This is a genomic window from Streptomyces sp. NPDC047017 (assembly GCF_040644175.1).
Lineage (GTDB): Bacteria > Actinomycetota > Actinomycetes > Streptomycetales > Streptomycetaceae > Streptomyces.
In genome coordinates this window covers 56,093-74,688 of the sequence record NZ_JBEYVW010000018.1, presented here as the reverse complement: position 1 = coordinate 74,688, position 18,596 = coordinate 56,093, and the positions used below count along the sequence as shown (strand labels likewise).

At 73.8% G+C, this 18,596-nt stretch carries 19 protein-coding genes; 5 read left to right on the top strand and 14 right to left on the bottom strand.

The window, feature by feature from the left end; genetic code table 11:
* Positions 1 to 9: 9 nt before the first annotated feature.
* The 5 genes from ABZ858_RS27365 to ABZ858_RS27345 all read right to left on the bottom strand — a co-directional run bounded on the left by ABZ858_RS27365 (position 10) and on the right by ABZ858_RS27345 (position 7,177).
* The gene (locus ABZ858_RS27365) at positions 10 to 2,313 is read right to left on the bottom strand and encodes a bifunctional diguanylate cyclase/phosphodiesterase (RefSeq protein WP_361383959.1); all 2,304 of its coding nucleotides are present in this window, start codon (positions 2,311 to 2,313) and stop codon (positions 10 to 12) included.
* Positions 2,314 to 2,572: 259 nt separating this feature from the next.
* Complete coding sequence (ligA, locus tag ABZ858_RS27360) at positions 2,573 to 4,768, bottom strand: NAD-dependent DNA ligase LigA (protein ID WP_361383955.1); 2,196 nt, start codon at positions 4,766 to 4,768, stop codon at positions 2,573 to 2,575.
* 15 nt (positions 4,769 to 4,783) lie between these two features.
* Positions 4,784 to 5,791 carry a methionine synthase gene (locus tag ABZ858_RS27355; protein WP_361383952.1) on the bottom strand — a complete coding sequence of 336 codons (1,008 nt, stop codon included), beginning with the start codon at positions 5,789 to 5,791 and terminating at the stop codon, positions 4,784 to 4,786.
* A gap of 132 nt (positions 5,792 to 5,923) precedes the next feature.
* The gene (locus ABZ858_RS27350) at positions 5,924 to 6,622 is read right to left on the bottom strand and encodes an SDR family oxidoreductase (protein WP_361383949.1); all 699 of its coding nucleotides are present in this window, start codon (positions 6,620 to 6,622) and stop codon (positions 5,924 to 5,926) included.
* A gap of 15 nt (positions 6,623 to 6,637) precedes the next feature.
* On the bottom strand, positions 6,638 to 7,177 hold the full coding sequence (locus ABZ858_RS27345) for a TIGR00730 family Rossman fold protein (RefSeq protein WP_361383946.1): 540 nt from the start codon (positions 7,175 to 7,177) through the stop codon (positions 6,638 to 6,640).
* Positions 7,178 to 7,252: 75 nt separating this feature from the next.
* Here ABZ858_RS27345 and ABZ858_RS27340 point away from each other — a divergent pair, with 75 nt between their 5' ends.
* Both ABZ858_RS27340 and ABZ858_RS27335 read left to right on the top strand, forming a co-directional pair.
* Positions 7,253 to 7,576 carry a DUF427 domain-containing protein gene (locus tag ABZ858_RS27340; protein ID WP_361383943.1) on the top strand — a complete coding sequence of 108 codons (324 nt, stop codon included), beginning with the start codon at positions 7,253 to 7,255 and terminating at the stop codon, positions 7,574 to 7,576.
* 65 nt (positions 7,577 to 7,641) lie between these two features.
* Entirely contained in the window at positions 7,642 to 8,421 is a 780-nt protein-coding gene (locus tag ABZ858_RS27335; protein WP_361384277.1) for an alpha/beta fold hydrolase, read from the top strand.
* Between the two features lie 34 nt (positions 8,422 to 8,455).
* Here ABZ858_RS27335 and mnmA read toward each other — a convergent pair whose 3' ends face one another.
* The 5 genes from mnmA to ABZ858_RS27310 all read right to left on the bottom strand — a co-directional run bounded on the left by mnmA (position 8,456) and on the right by ABZ858_RS27310 (position 11,814).
* A complete protein-coding gene (gene mnmA / locus ABZ858_RS27330; RefSeq protein ID WP_361383940.1) occupies positions 8,456 to 9,586 on the bottom strand; it encodes a tRNA 2-thiouridine(34) synthase MnmA in 1,131 nt (376 codons plus the stop codon).
* 158 nt (positions 9,587 to 9,744) lie between these two features.
* On the bottom strand, positions 9,745 to 9,909 hold the full coding sequence (locus ABZ858_RS27325) for a hypothetical protein (RefSeq protein ID WP_361383937.1): 165 nt from the start codon (positions 9,907 to 9,909) through the stop codon (positions 9,745 to 9,747).
* A 42-nt stretch (positions 9,910 to 9,951) separates the two neighbouring features.
* Positions 9,952 to 11,121, bottom strand: a complete 1,170-nt coding sequence (locus ABZ858_RS27320; protein ID WP_361383934.1) for a cysteine desulfurase family protein — start codon at positions 11,119 to 11,121, stop codon at positions 9,952 to 9,954.
* Between the two features lie 190 nt (positions 11,122 to 11,311).
* Entirely contained in the window at positions 11,312 to 11,596 is a 285-nt protein-coding gene (locus ABZ858_RS27315; RefSeq protein WP_361383931.1) for a DUF4190 domain-containing protein, read from the bottom strand.
* Positions 11,597 to 11,649: 53 nt separating this feature from the next.
* Positions 11,650 to 11,814, bottom strand: coding sequence for a hypothetical protein (locus tag ABZ858_RS27310; protein WP_361383928.1), 165 nt, complete (start codon positions 11,812 to 11,814; stop codon positions 11,650 to 11,652).
* A gap of 132 nt (positions 11,815 to 11,946) precedes the next feature.
* Here ABZ858_RS27310 and ABZ858_RS27305 point away from each other — a divergent pair, with 132 nt between their 5' ends.
* The gene (locus tag ABZ858_RS27305; protein ID WP_361383925.1) at positions 11,947 to 12,573 is read left to right on the top strand and encodes a TetR family transcriptional regulator; all 627 of its coding nucleotides are present in this window, start codon (positions 11,947 to 11,949) and stop codon (positions 12,571 to 12,573) included.
* 33 nt (positions 12,574 to 12,606) lie between these two features.
* On the opposite strand, the gene ABZ858_RS27300 is transcribed toward ABZ858_RS27305, so the two are convergent.
* Positions 12,607 to 13,584 (bottom strand): YafY family protein, encoded by a 978-nt coding sequence (locus tag ABZ858_RS27300; protein WP_361383922.1) that lies wholly within the window; start codon positions 13,582 to 13,584, stop codon positions 12,607 to 12,609.
* Between the two features lie 123 nt (positions 13,585 to 13,707).
* On the opposite strand from ABZ858_RS27300, the gene ABZ858_RS27295 reads away from it, so the two are divergent.
* Entirely contained in the window at positions 13,708 to 14,295 is a 588-nt protein-coding gene (locus ABZ858_RS27295; protein WP_361383919.1) for a TIGR03086 family metal-binding protein, read from the top strand.
* On the opposite strand, the gene ABZ858_RS27290 is transcribed toward ABZ858_RS27295, so the two are convergent.
* Positions 14,282 to 15,142 carry a thioesterase family protein gene (locus tag ABZ858_RS27290; protein ID WP_361383916.1) on the bottom strand — a complete coding sequence of 287 codons (861 nt, stop codon included), beginning with the start codon at positions 15,140 to 15,142 and terminating at the stop codon, positions 14,282 to 14,284. The two genes, ABZ858_RS27295 and ABZ858_RS27290, sit on opposite strands and share 14 nt — an antisense overlap.
* A gap of 185 nt (positions 15,143 to 15,327) precedes the next feature.
* Between ABZ858_RS27290 and ABZ858_RS27285 the strand changes: the two genes are divergently transcribed.
* Positions 15,328 to 16,554 (top strand): alpha/beta hydrolase-fold protein, encoded by a 1,227-nt coding sequence (locus tag ABZ858_RS27285; RefSeq protein ID WP_361383913.1) that lies wholly within the window; start codon positions 15,328 to 15,330, stop codon positions 16,552 to 16,554.
* On the opposite strand, the gene ABZ858_RS27280 is transcribed toward ABZ858_RS27285, so the two are convergent.
* Positions 16,463 to 17,119, bottom strand: a complete 657-nt coding sequence (locus ABZ858_RS27280) for a trimeric intracellular cation channel family protein (RefSeq protein WP_361383910.1) — start codon at positions 17,117 to 17,119, stop codon at positions 16,463 to 16,465. The genes ABZ858_RS27285 and ABZ858_RS27280 overlap by 92 nt on opposite strands.
* Positions 17,120 to 17,175: 56 nt before the next feature.
* Positions 17,176 to 18,567, bottom strand: coding sequence for a M1 family metallopeptidase (locus ABZ858_RS27275; protein WP_361383907.1), 1,392 nt, complete (start codon positions 18,565 to 18,567; stop codon positions 17,176 to 17,178).
* Positions 18,568 to 18,596 lie beyond the last annotated feature (29 nt).

Below are 18,596 nucleotides of genomic sequence, written 5' to 3'. Positions count from 1 at the left end.
TCCCGGGGCTCACTCGTCGGTGGCCACCGCGGGCAGCGCCGCGGCCGGGCGCACCCAGCCCCGGGCGCCGCGCGCCCGCAGCCAGGCCGTGGTCTCCTCGGGCGGCATCGCGGCGGCGACCAGCCAGCCCTGTACGGCGTCGCAGCCCAGGTCCCGCAGGCGTTCCCAGGTCTCGTCGTCCTCCACGCCCTCCGCGACGACCAGCAGGCCGAGGGAGTGGGCGAGGTCGACGGTGCAGCGCACGATCTCGGCGTCCTCGGTGTCCACCGCGAGCCGGGCCACGAACGAGCGGTCGATCTTCAGTTCGCTCACCGGCAGCCGGCGCAGGTGCACCAGCGAGGAGTAGCCGGTGCCGAAGTCGTCCAGCGACATCTTCACGCCGTGCGCGGTGAGCCCGGCCAGGGTGTCGGCGGCCCGCTGCGGGTCCTCCAGGAGCACATGCTCGGTGATCTCCAGCTGGAGCGAGCCCGCGGGGACGCCGTGCCGGGCCAGCCGGGCGGCCACCGAACCGGCGAACCCGGGGGTGTGCACATCGCGCGGCGAGACATTGACCGCGACCGGCACGAACAGCCCCTGGGCGCGCCACGCGGCGACCTGCCCGAGGGCGGTCTCCAGCACGTACTCCGTCAGATGGGGCATCAGCCCGGAGGACTCGGCGATCGCGATGAACTCGTCCGGCGGGACCTTGCCGCGCTCGGGGTGCACCCAGCGCACCAGCGCCTCCAGGCCGGCGACCTGGCCGTCGAAGCGGACCTTGGGCTGGTAGTGCAGCTGGACCTCGTGGGCGTCCAGGGCCCGGCGCAGGTCGCCCAGCAGCCCGAGCCGGTCGGGGGTGTTGGAGTCCCGCTTGGACTCGTACACCTCCACGCCCGTGCGGTCCCGCTTGGCCTGGTACATCGCCACGTCCGCGCGGCGCAGCATGCCCTCGGCGTCCAGGGCGTGGTCGGGGAAGACGGCGACGCCGGCGCTGGCCTCCAGGACGAGGGTGAGGCCGTCCAGGTCGAGCGGTGAGCTGAGGGTGGTGACCAGGCCGCGGGCGACGCGGGTCGCGGACGTCGTGGAGTCCGCGACGGGCAGTAACACGGCGAACTCGTCCCCGCCCAGGCGCGCCGCCTCCGCCCCGCGCGGCAGCGCCTGCCGCAGCCGGTCGGCGATCTGCAGCAGCAGCCGGTCCCCGGCGAGATGGCCGAGCGTGTCGTTGACCGAGCGGAAACGGTCCAGGTCGATGAGCATCAGGGCGGCCCGGGCGCCCACGCGTTCGGCCTCGTCGAGGGCGGTCCAGATGCGCTCCTGGAGCCACTGCCGGTTGGGCAGCCCGGTCAGCGGGTCGCGCAATTGCTCCTCGGCGCGGGCGCGCGCCATCCACAGGGTGGAGTCGAGCGCGATGAGCGGGATGGCGAACAGCGGCAGCAGCACCGGTTCGGCGACCGCGACGACGCAGACCAGCGGGGCGATGCCGAGCAGCGCGACGGCGACCAGGCCCTGGCGGACCAGCGCGGTGCGGGCGGCGGTGGGCACCGGCTCGGCGGGCCCCGATTGCAGGTACCACAGCAGGGCGCGGGTGACGGCGAGATGGACGGCGGCGACCAGCACCACCTGCGGGACGGTGTACGCGGTCCAGGTGCCCGGGTCCCAGGGCTGCTCGACGGTCGGCACCCGGCCGAAGGCGCCGAGGACCAGGGCGGCGGCGCCGATGCCGAGGATGTCCACCGCGCCGTGCAGCACACCGGCCCGCCAGCGCTGGTGCCTGGCTATGCCGACCAGGACGACGACGGTGAGGCTGACCATGCCGGCCGGCGCCCAGCCGTAGAGCAGCAGGACGGCGAGGGTCAGGGCGGCGCCGGAACCGGTGCCGCCCCACCAGCGGGCGCGGCCGAGCATGACGAGGTGGCCGACGATGATGCCGGTGAGCACGGCCAGCGACCAGCCGGTCGTGCCGGACGGGAAGAGCGCGTGGCTGCCGGTGAACGCCCGGTAGAAGCCGGCGCCGAGGGCGAGGCCGGCCGCCGCGACGAGCACCGCGGGCAGGGCCGGCCGGGGCGACGGCTGCCGCTCGGGTCCGGCGCCCGGCAGCGCGTGGGGGCGGTCGGCGGCCGGCCGGGCGGCGTGGACGTGCACACGCGGGTGCGGTCCGCCGGCGGGGACCGCGTGCCCGGGGCTGCGCTCCGCGGTCCGTCCCGTGGTGCGCCCGGTGGTCCGTCCCGGGTTCCGTCCTGTGGTCGCGCGCTGCTGCGCGCGCTCCCGGCCCGCGCGCCACGCGCCGGTCATCCGGCGCAGCCGTGAGTGCGGGGCGGCGCTCTCGGTCGGTTCCATTCCCGTCCCTCTCACAGCCGGCGGTGCCCACGCCACGCGGCCCGATGCCCGGCGATCCTTGGGCGGCACCGCGCTGGAAAACCCTTCCACGCGCTCGTCGGAGCGCGGGGATGCCCCGGCCGCAGTCGGGCACGGCGGGCGCATCCCTCAACAGTAGGCCGCGGAGGGCTTCCCCGGGCAGCGGTCGCCGACGGTTGCCCGAATGCGACCCGGCCACCCGTATGCCTCTGGTATGCGCCGAACGGGGGGCCTTCAACCGCTACTCGCCGGTCGGCAGAGCGACTTCGGCCGCCGCTTCCGGCCCTCTGTCCAGCAGCACCCCGAACCCGTCCTCGTCCAGGACCGGCACCTTCAGCTGCATCGCCTTGTCGTATTTCGATCCCGGGTTGTCGCCGGCCACCACGAAAGACGTCTTCTTCGAGACGGCCCCGGTCACCTTCGCCCCGCGGCTCTGCAGCGCCTCCTTGGCGCCGTCGCGGGTGAAGTGTTCGAGGGTGCCGGTGACCACGACCGTCAGGCCCGCCAGCGGACGCGGGCCCTCGTCCTCGCCGGGGCCCTCGTCCTCCAACGGCACCCCGGCCGCCTTCCACTTGCGCACGATCTCGCGGTGCCAGTCCTCGGCGAACCACTCCTTGAGGGCTGCGGCGATGATCGGGCCCACCCCGTCGGTGTTCGCCAGCTCCTCCTCGGTGGCCTGTTCGATCCGGTCCAGGGAACGGAACTCGCGGGCCAGCGCCTGAGCGGCGACCGGGCCGACATGGCGGATGGAGAGCCCGTTCAGGAACCGGGCCAGCGGACGGCCCTTGGCCTCCTCGATGTTCCGCAGCAGCGCCAGGGTGTTCTTCTTCGGCTCGCCCTTCTGGTTGGCGAAGACCGTGACGACCTTCTCCTCGCCCGTCTTCGGGTCCCGCTTGGGCAGGCCGCTGTCCGGGTCGAGGACGTACGCCGTGATGGGCAGCAGCTTGTCCACGGTGAGGTCGAACAGGTCGCCCTCGTCGGCCAGCGGCGGCGTGGCCGGCTCCAGCGGGCGGGTCAGCGCGGCGGCGGCGACCTGGCCGAAATGCTCGATGTCCAGGCACTGGCGGCCCGCCAGATAGGCGACCCGCTCGCGCAACTGGGCCGGGCAGGTGCGGGCGTTGGGGCACCGCAGGTCGATGTCGCCCTCCTTCATGGCCCGCAGCGGCGTACCGCACTCGGGGCACTCGGCGGGCATCACGAACTCCCGTTCGCCGCCGTCGCGCAGGTCGACGACCGGGCCGAGGATCTCCGGGATGACGTCACCGGCCTTGCGCAGCACCACGGTGTCACCGATCAGGACGCCCTTGGCCTTGACCACCTCCTGGTTGTGCAGGGTGGCGAACTCGACCTCGGAGCCGGCCACCGTGACCGGCTCCACCTGGGCGTAGGGCGTGACGCGGCCGGTGCGGCCGACGCCCACCTTGATGTCGATCAGCTTGGTGTTGACCTCCTCGGGCGCGTACTTGTACGCGATCGCCCAGCGCGGGGCGCGGGCCGTGGAGCCGAGCCGGCCCTGGAGGCGGATCTCGTCGAGCTTGACCACCACGCCGTCGATCTCGTGGGCGACCGAGTGCCGGTTCTCGCCGTAGTGGGCGATGAACTCGCGCACGCCCGCCAGGTCGTCGACCATCCTGTTGTACGGGGAGGTGGGCAGGCCCCAGCCGTGCAGCAGCTCGTACGCCTGGGACAGGCGGGCCAGGCCCGTGTAGCCCTCCAGGGCGCCGATGCCGTGGACCACCATGTGCAGCGGGCGGCCGGCGGTGACGCGGGGGTCCTTCTGGCGCAGGGAACCGGCCGCCGCGTTGCGCGGGTTGGCGAAGGGCTTGTCGCCGGCCTCGACCAGACGGGCGTTCAGCTCCTCGAACTTGTCCATCGGGAAGTAGACCTCGCCGCGGATCTCCACGAGGTCCGGGACCCGGTCGCCGCCCAGGCGCTCCGGGATCTCCGCGATGGTGCGGACGTTGGGGGTGATGTCCTCGCCGGTGCGGCCGTCGCCGCGGGTGGCCGCGCGGGTGAGGCGGCCGTGCTCGTAGGTGAGGTTCACGGCGAGGCCGTCGACCTTCAGCTCGCACAGGAAGTGGTAGTCCTGCTCGCCCAGCTCCCGGGCGATGCGGTCGGCCCAGGCCGCGAGGTCCTCGTCGTTGAACGTGTTGTCCAGGGAGAGCATGCGCTCGCGGTGCTCGACCGCGGTGAACTCCGTGGCGTACGAACCGGCGACCTTCTGGGTCGGCGAGTCGGGCGTGCGCAGCTCCGGGTACTCCTCCTCCAGCTCCTCCAGGGAGCGCAGCAGCCGGTCGAAGTCGGCGTCGCTGACGACGGGGGCGTCCTTGACGTAGTACCGGAAGCGGTGCTCCTCGACCTGGTCCGCGAGCCGGGCGTGCCGCTCCCGCGCCTCGGCGGGCACCGCTGTCTCCGCTTGCTGCTTGTCGCCGGCCACCGTGGTGTCCTCCCGTTACTCAGGGTTGTCCGCGAGGGATCTCGCCGCCCGGACGCAGTGGGCGAGCGCACGGCGCGCGTACGCGGGGGAAGCGCCCGCGAGTCCGCACGCCGGGGTGAGGGTGACCGACTGGGCGAGCAGCCCCGGTCGCAGCCCCAGCCTGCGCCACAGCGTTCTGACACCCATGACGCTACCGGCAGGGTCTGACAATGGGCCGTCCGTGGTCGCCACGACACCGGCGAAGAGGTGGGTGCCGCCCTCCACGGCCTCCCCGATCGCCTCGTCGTCACGCTCGGTGAGCAGCGAGAAGTCGAAGGAGATGCCCGTGGCGCCCGCCCGGCGCAGCAGGGCGAACGGCACGTCGGGCGCGCAGGAGTGGACGACGGCGGGGTCCTCGGGGTGGACGCCGAGGACGTCCCGGAGGGTGGCCTCGACGACCTGCCGGTCGGCGGCGCGGTGGGTGCGGTAGCCGCTGGCGGTGCGCACCTGGCCGCGCAGCACGGCGGTGAGGGAGGGCTCGTCGAGCTGGAGGACGAGCCGGGCGCCGGGAACGCGGCGCCGGACCTCCGCGAGGTGCGAGCGCAGTCCCTCGGCGAGCGAGCCGGCCAGGTCACGGCAGGCGCCGGGGTCGGACAGGGCGGCCTCGCCGTTCTTCAGCTCCAGGGCGGCGGCGAGTGTCCAGGGCCCCACCGCCTGCACCTTCAGCACACCCTCATAGCCCTGGGTGAACTCCTCCAGGGCGTCGAGGTCCTCCCCCAGCCAGGACCGTGCCCGCTTGGTGTCCCGGCCGGGCCGGTCGCCGAGCCGCCAGCCGCTGGGCTCCACGCGCGCGTACATCTCGACGAGCATCCCGGCGGTGCGCCCGATCATGTCGGCGCCGGGGCCGCGGGCGGGCAGCTCGGGCAGGAAGGGGAAGTCCTCGAAGGTCCCGGTGACGGTCTTGACGGCCTCCCGGGCGTCCCCGCCGGGCAGCGACCCGACGCCGGTGGCGGCACCGAACCTGGACTGGCTGTTTTCACTCACCGGGTCAGCCTACGGAACACCGGGGCGGCCCAGAAAACCGCCGGGCTCCCCCGGCCCGCGGAACCAACGGGCCTCCCCGGTCCGCGGAACCAACGGGCCTCCCCGGTCTCCCCCTCGCCCCTCCCCCTCGGGTCAGCGTCCCGGGCGCACCGTCAGGTCGTTGACCTCCGCGTCGCGGGGCAGGTCGAGGGCCATCAGGACGGTGGTGGCCACCGACTCGGGGTCGATCCAGCGGGCCGGGTCGTACTCCTTGCCCTCCTGCTGGTGCACCTTGGCCTGCATCGGGCTCGCGGTACGGCCCGGGTAGACGGAGGTGACCCGGACGCCGTGCGCGTGCTCCTCCTGGCGCAGGGCGTCGGCGAGCGCCTTCAGGCCGTGCTTGGAGGCGGCGTACGCGGCCCACTCGGCGTGCGCGTTCAGGCCCGAGCCGGAGTTGACGAAGACGACGTGGCCGCGCGCGGCGCGCAGCTGGGGCAGGAAGTGGCGGGTCAGCTCGGCGGGGGCGACCAGATTGACGTTCAGCTGGTGGTGCCATGCCTTGGGTGTCAGCTCACCGACCGGGCCGAGGTCGACCACGCCCGCGACGTGCAGCAGGGAGTCCACCCGGTCGGGCAGCGACTGGTGGGAGAACGCCCAGCTGAGGCGGTCCGGGTCGGACAGGTCGCCGACCAGGGTCCCGGCGCCGGGGAAGGCGGCCGCCAGTTCCCTCGCGCGGCCCGCGTCGCGCGCGTGCAGCACGATGTCGTCCCCGCGCGCGTGCAGGCGGCGGGCGAGGGCCGCGCCGATGCCGGAACCGGCCCCGGTGATCACATGTGTAGCCATGCCCGCCATGGTCGCACCCGCGGCTCAGCCCCCGTTCAGCGACTCTTCCAGGTGGGCCAGCGCCCCGGCGGGCTCGTCGGCGAAGAACACCAGCTCGGACAGTGGCCGGGGCAGGAAGCCCTCCTCCTCCATGCGGCGGAACTGCTCGCGCAGGCCGTCGTAGAAGCCGGCCGTGTTCAGCAGCACCACGGGCTTGGTGGTGCGGCCGTGCTTCTTCAGCTCCATGATCTCGGTGGCCTCGTCGAGGGTGCCGGTGCCGCCCACCATGACGACCACGGCATCCGCCTTCTCCAGGAGCAGCTTCTTGCGCTCGGCGAGGTCGCCGGCGATGACCATCTCGTCGGCGCCGGGCCGCGCCTTGGCCGAAAGGAAGTCCACCGACACGCCGATCAGCCGGCCGCCCGCCTCCTGCACCCCGTCCGCGACGACCTTCATCAGCCCCGTGTCGGAACCGCCCCACACCAGGGCGTGGCCGGCCTTGCCGAGCAGCCGGGCGAAGTCCCGCGCGGGACGCGTGTAGCGGTCGTCGAGGTCGGCGGCGGAGAGGAAGACACAGATGTTCATGCGCCTCACGGTACGCGGCGGGCACGGGCGGGCGCAGGACGGGAAGAACCGGGGCCGCGTGAGCGCTGTTCCGGTATGACCCAAGGACACACGATCACCATCGAGCGCAGCGACGAGCACGTGCGCGTGGTGCACGGCGGGCAGGTCCTGGCGGAGAGCGAGCGCCCGCTGGTACTGCGCGAGACCGGCTGTCCCCCGCGCTACTACCTGCCCTCCGAGGACGTACGCCTCGACCTGCTGACCCCCTCGGACACGCACACGGAGTGCCCCTTCAAGGGCACGGCCTCGTACTGGTCCCTGCCGGGCGCGGCCGACCTGGTGTGGGCCTATCGGGACCCGAAGCCGGAGGTCGCGCGGATCAAGGACCACCTCTGCTTCTACGACGTCGAAGTGTTGTGACCCGTCGACGTGTTGTGACCCGATGAACCCGGTGAGTCCGGGGTGCCGTGGCAGTCTTGATGGGCATGGACAACAAGACCCTCTCGCGTGACGGCACCCCGATCGCCTACCACCGCACCGGGCGGGGCCCGGTGGTCGTCCTGGTCAGCGGGGCGATGTCGACGGGCGCCACGGTCGCACCGCTGGCCACGGCGCTCTCGGACCGCTTCAGCGCCGTCGTGTACGACCGCCGGGGCCGCGGGGAGAGCGGGGACACCGCGCCGTACGCGGTGGAGCGCGAGGTGGAGGACCTCGCGGCCGTGCTCGACGCGGTGGGCGGCGACGCGGCGCTCTACGGCGTCTCGTCGGGCGGCGCGCTGGCGCTGCGGGCGGCGGCGGGCGGGCTGCCGGCGCGGCGGGTCGCGGTGTACGAGCCGCCGTTCGAGGTGCGCGAGGGGCACGAGCGGGAGCACGCCGCCTACAGCCGGGGCCTGGCCGAAGCGCTCGCCGAGGGCCGGCGCGGGGACGCGGTGGAGCTGTTCCTCGGCGTCACCGGCCTGGCCCCGCAGATGATCGTGAACGCCCGGCAGTCCCCCATGTGGCCCGGCCTGGAGGCGGTCGCGCCCACGCTGGCGTACGACGACGCCGTGATGGGCGACGGCACGGTCCCGCGCGACCTGCTGGCCTCCCTGCGGGTGCCGCTGCTGGCGCTGGCGGGCGGCGCGAGCCCGGAGTGGATGCGGGAGGCGGCCCGGCGGGCGGCGGCGGCCGCGCCCGAGGGGGCGCACCGCGTCCTGGAGGGCCAGACCCACGCGGTGGAGCCGGAGGTGCTGGCGCCGGTGCTGGCGGAGTTCTACGGGGCGTAGGGCCGTCCCCGGCGGCGCGGGGCGGTGGCCTTGGCTACGCCACCCCGGCCGTGGCCCGGACCGTCGTCGCGATGGTCGCCGAACCCACCACGCGGGTGCCGTCGTAGAGCACGATCGCCTGGCCGGGCGCCACGCCCCGGACCGGTTCGGTGAAGGAGACCTCCAAGGTGCCGTCGACGACTTCGGCCCGCACCTCGCTCTCGCCGCCGTGGGCGCGCAGCTGGGCGGTGTAGGTGCCGGGGCCGGTGGGGGCGGTGCCGCACCAGCGGGGCTTGACGGCGGTGAGGGCGCCGACGTCGAGGGCGGCGGCGGGGCCGACCGTGACGGTGTTGGTCACCGGGGAGATGTCCAGGACGTAACGCGGCTTGCCGTCCGGGGCCGGGGTGCCGATGCGCAGGCCCTTGCGCTGGCCGACGGTGAAGCCGTAGGCGCCCTCGTGGGTGCCGACGACCGCGCCGGTCTCGTCGACGATGTCGCCCTCGGCCTTGCCGAGGCGGCGGGCGAGGAAGCCCTGGGTGTCGCCGTCGGCGATGAAGCAGATGTCGTGCGAGTCGGGCTTCTTGGCGACGGCCAGGCCGCGGCGCTCGGCCTCGGCGCGGATCTCGTCCTTGGTGGTGACGGTGTCGCCGAGCGGGAAGAGGGCGTGCGCGAGCTGGCGCTCGTCGAGCACACCGAGGACGTACGACTGGTCCTTGGCCATGTCGGAGGCGCGGTGCAGTTCGCGGCCGCCGTCCTCGCCGACGATCACCTGCGCGTAGTGGCCGGTGCAGACCGCGTCGAAGCCGAGGGCCAGCGCCTTGTCGAGCAGCGCGGCGAACTTGATCTTCTCGTTGCAGCGCAGGCACGGGTTCGGGGTGCGGCCGGCCTCGTACTCGGCGACGAAGTCCTCGACGACGTCCTCGCGGAAGCGGTCGGCGAGGTCCCAGACGTAGAAGGGGATGCCGATGACGTCCGCGGCGCGGCGGGCGTCGCGGGAGTCCTCGATGGTGCAGCAGCCCCGCGCGCCCGTGCGGAACGATTGCGGGTTCGCGGAGAGCGCGAGGTGGACGCCGGTGACGTCGTGCCCGGCTTCGGCGGCGCGGGCCGCGGCGACGGCGGAGTCCACGCCGCCGGACATGGCGGCGAGGACGCGGAGGGGGCGGGGGCGCGGCGAGGTCTCAGTCATAGCCCCTCCAGGGTACGGGTGCGCGCGGTCAGTGGTCGCGGGCGTTCTGATCCCGCGGGTCCGGCGGCACCCGGGCCGCCGTATCGAAGTCGTCGACGGCGGCGAAGGCGGCGAAGATGCGCGGGACGTCCCGCCCGGCGCGCCCGGCAGATGGCGGTTCACCGGGCGGCCGCCCGGTGGGCGCGGCCGGCGGCGGCGTGGGCCTCGGCGGCCGCGCCGAACCCGCCCCGGGCGCCGCGTTCCGCGAGCGCTTCCGCCGCCCTGAGCCGTTCCGCCCGGCGTGCGCACTCGCGCGGGGCCGTGTCGCTCGTGTCCTTCTGCACCGCGATGCCCGCTTCACCGCGATGCCCGTCGATCGGTCCGGGCTACGTCAGCCCCGCCGCCCTGGCCCGTTCCACCGCCGGGCCGATGGCCTTGGCGACCGCTTCGACGTCCGCCGCGGTGGAGGTGTGGCCCAGGGAGAAGCGCAGGGTGCCGCGGGCCAGGTCCGGGGCGGTGCCGGTGGCGAGCAGGACGTGGCTGGGCTGGGCGACGCCCGCGGTGCAGGCGGAGCCGGTGGAGCACTCGATGCCCTGGGCGTCCAGGAGCAGCAGCAGCGAGTCGCCCTCGCAGCCGGGGAAGGTGAAATGGGCGTTGGCCGGAAGGCGCCCCGCGGGGTCGGGGTCGCCGCCGAGGATCGCGTCGGGGACGGCCGCGCGGACCGCCGCGATCAGGTCGTCGCGCAGCGCGCCGATCTCGCGGGCGAACCGCTCGCGCCGCTCGGCGGCGAGCCGGCCGGCCACGGCGAAGGAGGCGATGGCGGGCGCGTCGAGGGTGCCGGAGCGCACGTGGCGTTCCTGGCCGCCGCCGTGCAGGACGGGTACGGGGCTGTGTTCGCGGCCCAGCAGCAGCGCGCCGATGCCGTAGGGCCCGCCGATCTTGTGGCCGGAGACGGTCATCGCGGCCAGCCCGGAGGCCGCGAAGTCGACCGGGAGCTGACCGAACGCCTGGACCGCGTCCGCGTGCAGCGGTACGCCGAACTCGGCGGCGGTCTCGGCCAGTTCGCGGACCGGCAGTACCGTGCCGATCTCGTTGTTGGCCCACATCACGGTGGCCAGGGCCACGGAGCCGGGGTCGCGGGCGACGGCCTCGCGCAGGGCCTCGGGGTGGACGCGGCCGTGGGCGTCGACCGGGAGGTACTCGACGGTGGCGCCCTCGTGCTCACCGAGCCAGTGCACGGCGTCGAGGACGGCGTGGTGCTCGACGGGGCTGGCCAGGACGCGGGTGCGGGCGGGGTCGGCGGCCCGGCGGGACCAGTACAGGCCCTTGACGGCGAGGTTGTCGGCCTCGGTGCCGCCGGAGGTGTAGACGACCTCGCTGGGGCGGGCGCCGAGGGCTTCGGCGAGGGTCTCGCGGGACTCCTCGACCGTGCGGCGGGCCCGGCGGCCGGACGCGTGCAGGGAGGAGGCGTTGCCGGTGACGGCCAGCGCGGCGGTCAGCGCCTCTGCCGCCTCCGGAAGCATCGGGGTGGTCGCGGCGTGGTCGAGGTAAGCCATGGTGGGGCTGATTCTACGGGCGCGGGCGGGCGGCCAGGAGCGCAGGACGGTCCGGCGGGGCAGGCGCCGGGGACGCCGGAGGCCGGCGAGGGGCCGGGGGGCGCCGGAAGCCGGCAGCGCACCGGGGACCCACGGACGCCGGAGTCGCCGAGGACGCCGAGGACGCCGAGGACGCCGAGGACGCCGAAGGCTAGAAGCTCCAGGACACCGTGTGGTCCGCCTGCATGAAAACTGCGAGGACGAGGAGGTCGGCTGCGCCGAGGGCCAGGCCGAGGAAGGCGCGGCCGCGGCGGGTCGTGCCGCGCCACAGCGCGACCGCGGCCAGCGCGAGGGCGATGGGGCCGAGGAACAGGTTCAGGACGAGGAGGCCGAGCAGGCCGAGGATGAAGGACGCGACGGCCATGCCGTCGGCGTCGCGCGTGAGCGTGCGGCGCGTGGTCGCGGTGGGGCGGGTGGCCGGTGCGGTCAGGTGCATGGCGGTTGGCTCCCTGCGGTGGGGCGAGAAGGGCGCGGGCGGGGCGTGCCGGGTCAGTGGGACGTGCCGCGCCGGCGGGCGAGGCGCTCGCGGAGGGCGAAGACGCCGAGCCAGGCGGCGATCACGACGGCGGCGACGGCGGAGAAGCCGAGCGGCGCGTGGGCGACGGTGCCCAGGGTCACGCCGAGGAGCAGCAGTGCGGCGACGAGGAACAGCATGGGATCGGATCCCCCTTCGGCGCTCGCCGGCGTCCGGCCGGCGCACGCTTGCGGTAACAGTTGTTCACTGACTACCGAGTCTAGCGCGCGCACCGCTTGGAAATTACGGAGAACAGTTGTTAACTGTATGGCATGAGTCACACGACCGGCATCCGGCAGGCCCAGAAGCAGCGGACCCGGCAGTCCCTGCTGGACGCGGCCCTCGCCCTGCTGGAGGAGCAGAGCCTGAGCAGCCTGGGCCTGCGCGAGGTCACCCGTGCCGCCGGTGTCGCCCCGACCGCCTTCTACCGGCACTTCCGCTGCACCGCGGACCTCGGCGTGGCCCTGGTCGAGCAGGTGCTGGGCAGCCTGCACCCGATGATCCGGACCACGGTGTCCACGGCCGGTGACAGCGAGGAACGCATCGCGCGCGCCGTCGAGCTGATCGCCCGTCATGTGGCTCAGTACCCGGCCCACGTCCGCTTCATCGCCCGCGAGCGGCACGGCGGGGTCCAGCCGGTGCGCGAGGAGATCCGGGAGCAACTGGCCCGCTTCGCCCGCGAGGTGAAGGACGAACTGGCCAAGGACGCGCCGGCCGAGGGGTGGAGCGACGACGACCTGCTGATGCTCGCGCATCTGTACGTCGACCAGATGCTGATCACCGCCTCGCTGTTCCTGGAGGCGCTGGACGCCCCGGAGGCCGAGCGCGAGCGCGTCACCCGGCTCGCGACCCGGCAGCTGCGGCTGATCAGCATCGGCCGCCGGCACTGGCGGGAGTGAGCCGCACGCACCGGCGGAGTGAGGCTCACGGGCTCACGCCTCCTCCGCCGCACCGCGCCCGTACAGCCCGGTGACGGAGGCGAGCGCGGCCCGCAGTTCCGCGCGTGCCCCGGGCGGCGCCACCACCTCCACCTGGTCGGAGAAGCCGAGCAGTTGGCGCACCGCGCGCACCGAGCCGTACGACAGCCGCGCGGTGATCCACTCGCCCTCCCCGCTGTCGTCGGGGTGCTCGGTCAGCGACGGGCCGTGCATGCGCAGGAACATGTCCAGGCGCGCGCGGCGCACCCGTACGGTGACGTCCAGGCCGCCGGGGCGCGCCTCGACCTGGCGGCGCAGCGCCTCCCACGCGTCGGCCAGTTCGACCCCCGGCCTGCGCCGCACCGGCTCGTCCAGGAGCCGGGCCGAGCGCACCCGGTCGGCCCGGAACAGCCGCGGTGCGCCCCGCCGGTCGGCGACCAGATACCAGTCGCCCGCCTTGGCGACCAGCCCGTACGGGTCGACGGTGTACGTCCGCGGCTCCTGCTCGCCGCTGTGCCGGTAGCGCAGCCGCAGGCGGCGGTCGGCGAACACCGCGTCCTGGAGCACGTCCAGGTCGACGGGCCGGCGCGGGCCGCTCCGCCAGCGGGTGGCGTCCACCAGGATCCGGCGGCCGGCCTCCTCGGCGGCGGGCCGGTGCGGGGCCGGCAGCGCCGCCATCACCTTGCGCAGCGCCGAGCCGAGCGCCGAGTCCAGCCCGAGGGCGGCGTGCGCGCCCCGCGCGGCCAGCACGAACAGCGCGCGGGACTCGTCGGCGGTCAGCCCCGTGACGTCGGTGCGGAACCCGGCGAGCAGGGCGATGCCGCCGTGCCGGCCGCGTTCGGCGTAGACCGGGACACCGGCGGCCGACAGCGCCTCGACATCGCGGTAGATGGTGCGCACCGACACCTCCAGGCGGCCGGCGAGTTCACGCGCGGGCACCCGGCCCCGGGTCTGCAGGAGGAGCAGGATCGACAGCAGGCGGTCGGACTTCACGGCCCCAGGATCGCGCCCCCGGGACACCGGGAGCAAATGTTGACGGGAGCTGTCAGGTTTACGGCCGATGCTTCTCTCAGCGCCGGGCAGCGGGCCCGGTCGCGGAACCGGAAGAGGCAGCACATGAACTCCCCCGACCCCCGTCCCCTGTACACCCGCGCCACCGAGCAGTTCGCCGCGCTGGTCGCGACCGTACGGCCGGAGCAGCTGACCGGGCCGACGCCCTGTGCCGAGTTCGACGTACGGGCGCTGCTGGGGCATGTCGTCGGCGGCAGCCGGCGGATCGCGGTCGTCGGCGAGGGCGGCGACGGGCTCGCCGTCGCCCCGGTCGCGGACGGTGTCGCCGACGACGGCTGGGCGGCCGCCTACGAGGAGGTCCGTACCCGCGTGCTGAGGGCGTGGGCGGGCGACGAGCGGATGGCGGCGACGGTGCGCGTGCCGTGGGGCGAGGTGCCCGGCAGCGCCGCGCTCAGCGGCTATGTGATGGAGCTGGTGACCCACACCTGGGACCTGAACGAGGCGCTGGGCCGGCCGCTGGCGCTCGACGCGGAGCTGGCCGAGTTCTCGCTCGCCAACGCCCGCCGGGTGCTGGCCGAGCCGGAGCGCGACGCGCAGGTCCCCTTCGGCTCGGCCCGGCCGGTGCCCGAGGGCGCCGGCGCCTACGAGCGGCTGGCGGCCTGGCTGGGCCGGCGCCCGCTCAGCCGAGCCTGACGCGCGCGAGCTGCCGGGACTGCGCCACCAGCCGGCCGGCGCCGTCCCAGACCTCGGCGTCCTCCTCCAGGAAGCCGCCGGCCAGGTTGCGGGTGGTGACGGAGATCCGCAGCGGGCCGGGGGCCGGGCGGCAGCGGACGTGCACGGTCAGCTCGACGGTCGGCACCCAGCCCTTGATGCCGAGTTCGAAGGCGGTCGGCGGCAGCGCGTCCACCGCGAGCAGCAGGGAGAGCGGGTCGGCGTCGCGGCCGTCGGCCAGCCCGAACCAGGCCCGCATCTCGCCCTTGCCGGAGGGCGCGCCGAGCGCCCAGCCGAGGGTGGCGGGGTCCAGCTTGATCATCAGGCGGTCGGTGATGGCCGAGCTGCCGGGGACCGGGGCCGGGCCGTCCTCGGGGCCGAGGCACTGGCCGATCGGCGGGATCGCGGGCGGCTCGGCGGTGGTGCGCACGTCCTCGGGCAGGGCGTCCAGGTCGCCGTAGGAGGCCAGGACCCGGATGCGCTCGACCTCCGCGCCGCTCTCGTCGCGCTGGAAGAGGGAGGCCTGGCCGGTGGAGAGGGTGCGGCCGGTGCGGACCACCTCGGTGCGCACCACGGCCGGGCCCGGCTGGGAGGCGGTGAGGTAGTGCGCCGAGACGGTGAACGGGTCCGGGTGGGGCAGGGCGTCGGCGAGCGCGCGCCCGAGGACCGCCAGCAGATAGCCGCCGTTGACGGCGTTGATGATCGTCCAGCCGGCCGAGAGGTCGAGGTCGTAGACGCCCGGGGCGCGGCGGGCGACCGCGGTGTCCCGGTCGAACTCGCTGTCGCCGATCACGGCCCGCGCGGCGGGGGCGGAAGCTGCTTCTGGCATGGCTGAACGGTACAACAGCCAACTACTAAGCGGTAGCTTTTTGTAGACCCCTCCCCCGACTCCCGCGACCCACACCCCCACCCCCCTGTGACTCGCACCACTTACCCGATAGATTTCCGGCAATTTCTCGGTAAGTGTCCGACTCGTCCGTAAACCCGGGGCCGCTGATTCCCCTCTATGGGGACATGAGCCTCACCGGGACTCCGTTCCTGTACACCTCCATCGCGCTGAGCTTGATCGCCCTGGCCCTTCCGTTCGCCGCCTGGACGCGGCTGAGGGGCCCCCGGGCGCTGCGGACCGCGCTCCGGGCGCTGATGCTGCTGTTCGCCCAGGCCACGGCCATCACCCTGGTCTTCGTACTGGTGAACAACGCCAACAACCTGTACGACAACTGGGCCGACCTGCTGGGCACCGGCAACCATGTGCAGCAGGCCGCCGACCTGGGCGCCGACGGCACCGGCGGCGTCGCTTACCGCAAGCTGCCCAAGGTCGAGCAGAAGTTCTCCCCGGCGGACGGCCCCGGTATGGGAGCGGCCGGCGGAGTGAAGGTCACCCAGCTCAAGGGACGCGTCTCGGGTGTGGACGCCGAGGTCTACGTGTGGCTGCCGCCGCAGTACGACGACCCCGCCTACCAGGACAAGAAGTTCCCCGTGGTGGAGCTGCTGTCCGGCTACCCGGGCTCGGCCAAGGCGTGGTTCGGCTCCATGCACGCGCACGAGCAGTTGCTGCCGCTGATGAAGAGCGGCAAGGTCGCCCCGTTCATCCTGGTCTCCCCGCGCACCAATCTGGTCGCCAAGACGGACACGGGCTGCGCCAACATCCCCGGCACGGTCAACGCCGACACCTGGCTGAGCATCGACGTGCCCAAGATGATCACGGACAACTTCCGCGCCGAGTCCGGGCCCGCCGGCTGGGCCACGGCCGGTTACTCGGCCGGCGCCCACTGCGCGGCCAAGCTGGCCGTCGCCCACCCCGACCGCTACCGGGCCGCGGTGAGCCTGTCCGGGTACAACGACCCGATCGGCGAGCCCAACTCGCTGGCCAACCAGAGCATGGAACTGCGCCGGGCCAACAACCCCTTCCTGCTGCTCCAGCAGTCCCCCACGCCGCCGCCCGTCGCGCTCTACCTCTCCGGCGAGCCCGGCGACGGCTACGAGGCGGGCATGGCCCTGCAGAAGGCGGCGAAGGCGCCGACGACGGTGCGCGTGGTCTTCCTGCCGCGCAGCTCGGGCCCGCACGCCATGTCGCTGTGGCGGCCGCAGGTGCCGGCCGTCTTCCGCTGGCTGACCGAGCAGCTGCACGCCGGCGGCCAGGGCGGCGCTACTCCTCCCGGACGGTCGAGCGGCGGTTCCACGCCCGCGGAGCTCGCCAGTGGAAACGCATCGCAAGGAGGCGCAGGGCGAAAGCGGTGACCGCCGCGAGCCCGGTGGTCAGCGGGGTCAGCGCGTCGTAGTGGATGCACAGCACCACCATGGTGGAGCCGACGATCGCCGGGACCGCGTACAGGTCGCGGTCCCAGCGCAGCAGTGAGGGCACCTCGTTGGCGAGCACGTCGCGCAGCACACCGCCGCCGACGGCGGTGGCCAGGCCCATCGTCGCCGACGAGGTGAGGCTCAGCCCGTAGGCGTACGCCTTGGTGGTGCCCGAGACGCAGAACAGGCCGAGGCCGGCCGCGTCGAAGACGTAGACCGCCCGCTGGATGCGCTCCACGTGCGGGTGCAGGAAGAAGACGACGACCGTGGCGAGCAGCGGGGTCAGGAAGTACCCGAGGTCGGTGAAGGCGGCCGGGGGCACGGCTCCGATCACGATGTCGCGGAACAGCCCTCCGCCCAGCGCGGTGACCTCGGCGAGCATGGCGATGCCGAAGACGTCGAAGTTCTTGCGGACGGCCAGCAGCGCGCCGGAGATGGCGAACACGAAGATGCCGATGACGTCCACCGTGTGCTGGACGGAGGGGCTGAACAGTTGCGGAAGCACCCCATATTCTTACGCAGGGTGCGCACCGGGCCGCGCGCCGCGCGGCCCGGCCCCCGCTACAGGGCGGGCTTGCCCGTGGTGTGGAGCCACTTCTGGAACAGGTCGTCCAGGTGCTGCCCGGAGACCTTCTCGGCGAGCCGGACGAAGTCGGCGGTGTTCGCGTTGCCGTAGCGGTGCAGGCTCGTCCAGGCCGGCAGCAGCTTGAAGAACGCCTTGTCGCCGATGCGTTCGCGCAGCGCCTGCAGCGTCATCGCGCCGCGCTCGTAGACGGCGTCGGCGAACATGGTGTCGCGCTGCGGGTCGGCCACCTTCACCTGCCAGAAGGAGTCGTCGGCGCCGAGGGAGTCGTACGCGGCGCGGAAGGCGTCGTGCGCCGAGCGGGTGCCCTTGTGCTCGGCCCACAGCCACTGCGCGTAGGTGGCGAAGCCCTCGTTGAGCCAGATGTCCTTCCAGCGCTCCACCGACACCGAGTCGCCGAACCACTGGTGGGCCAGCTCGTGCACGATGGTCGTCTCGTTGCGCACGGCGGAGTAGGCGGGCTTGCTCTGCACCTCCAGCGAGAACCCGGCCTGCGGCATGTCGTCGACGATGGCGCCGGTCTCCTCGAACGGGTACGGCCCGAACACCTGCGACCAGTAGTCGGTGGCGGCCGCGGTGACCGCGTACACGTCGACCTTGTTGCTGTCCTTCAGCTTGGGGTCGATGGCCACGTACTCCGGGATGCCGCCCGGTGTCCTCCCGGTGCGCACGTCGAACTTGCCGATGGTGGCGGTGGCGAGATAGGTGGCCATGGGGCGGTTCTCGCGCCAGTGCGTGTACGTCGAGCCGCCCTTGTCGTACGTCGACACCAGCCGGCCGTTGGAGACGCCGGTCAGGCCCTTGGGCGCCTTGATGCGGATGTCGTAGGTGGCCTTGTCGGAGGGGTGGTCGCTGGAGGGGAACCACGTGGAGGCGGCGTTGGGCTCGCAGGCCACGAAGACGCCGTCGTCGGTCTTCATCCAGCCGTACTGGGAGCCGAAGACGATGGGGCCGCTCAGCGGCAGGGGTATGCCGCCGTAGGTGACGGTGACCGTGAAGCTGCGGTTCTTGCGCAGGGTCCCGCGCGGGGTGACGCGCAGTTCGTCGCCGGCGCGGGTGAAGCGCGCCGCTCTGCCGTCCACCTCGACCCGGGTGACCTGGAGTTTTTGCAGGTCCAGGTCGAAGGAGGAGAGGTTCTCGGTGGCGTGGGCGGTCAGCGTGGTCCGGCCGTCGAGGCGGCCGGTGCCCGGATCGTAGGCCACGTCGAGGTCGTAGTGGCGGGCGTCGAAGCCGCCGTTGCCAAGCTCCGGGAAGTAGGGGTCGCCGATGCCGGGCGCGCCGTGGACGGGGGCCGAGGAGGCGGCGACGGCCAGGAAGGAGAGCGCCGCGGTGGCGACGGCTCCCAGACGTGCCGAACGGGAGAATGCCATGAGGTCATCCCTTCGCGCGTGATCAGTGG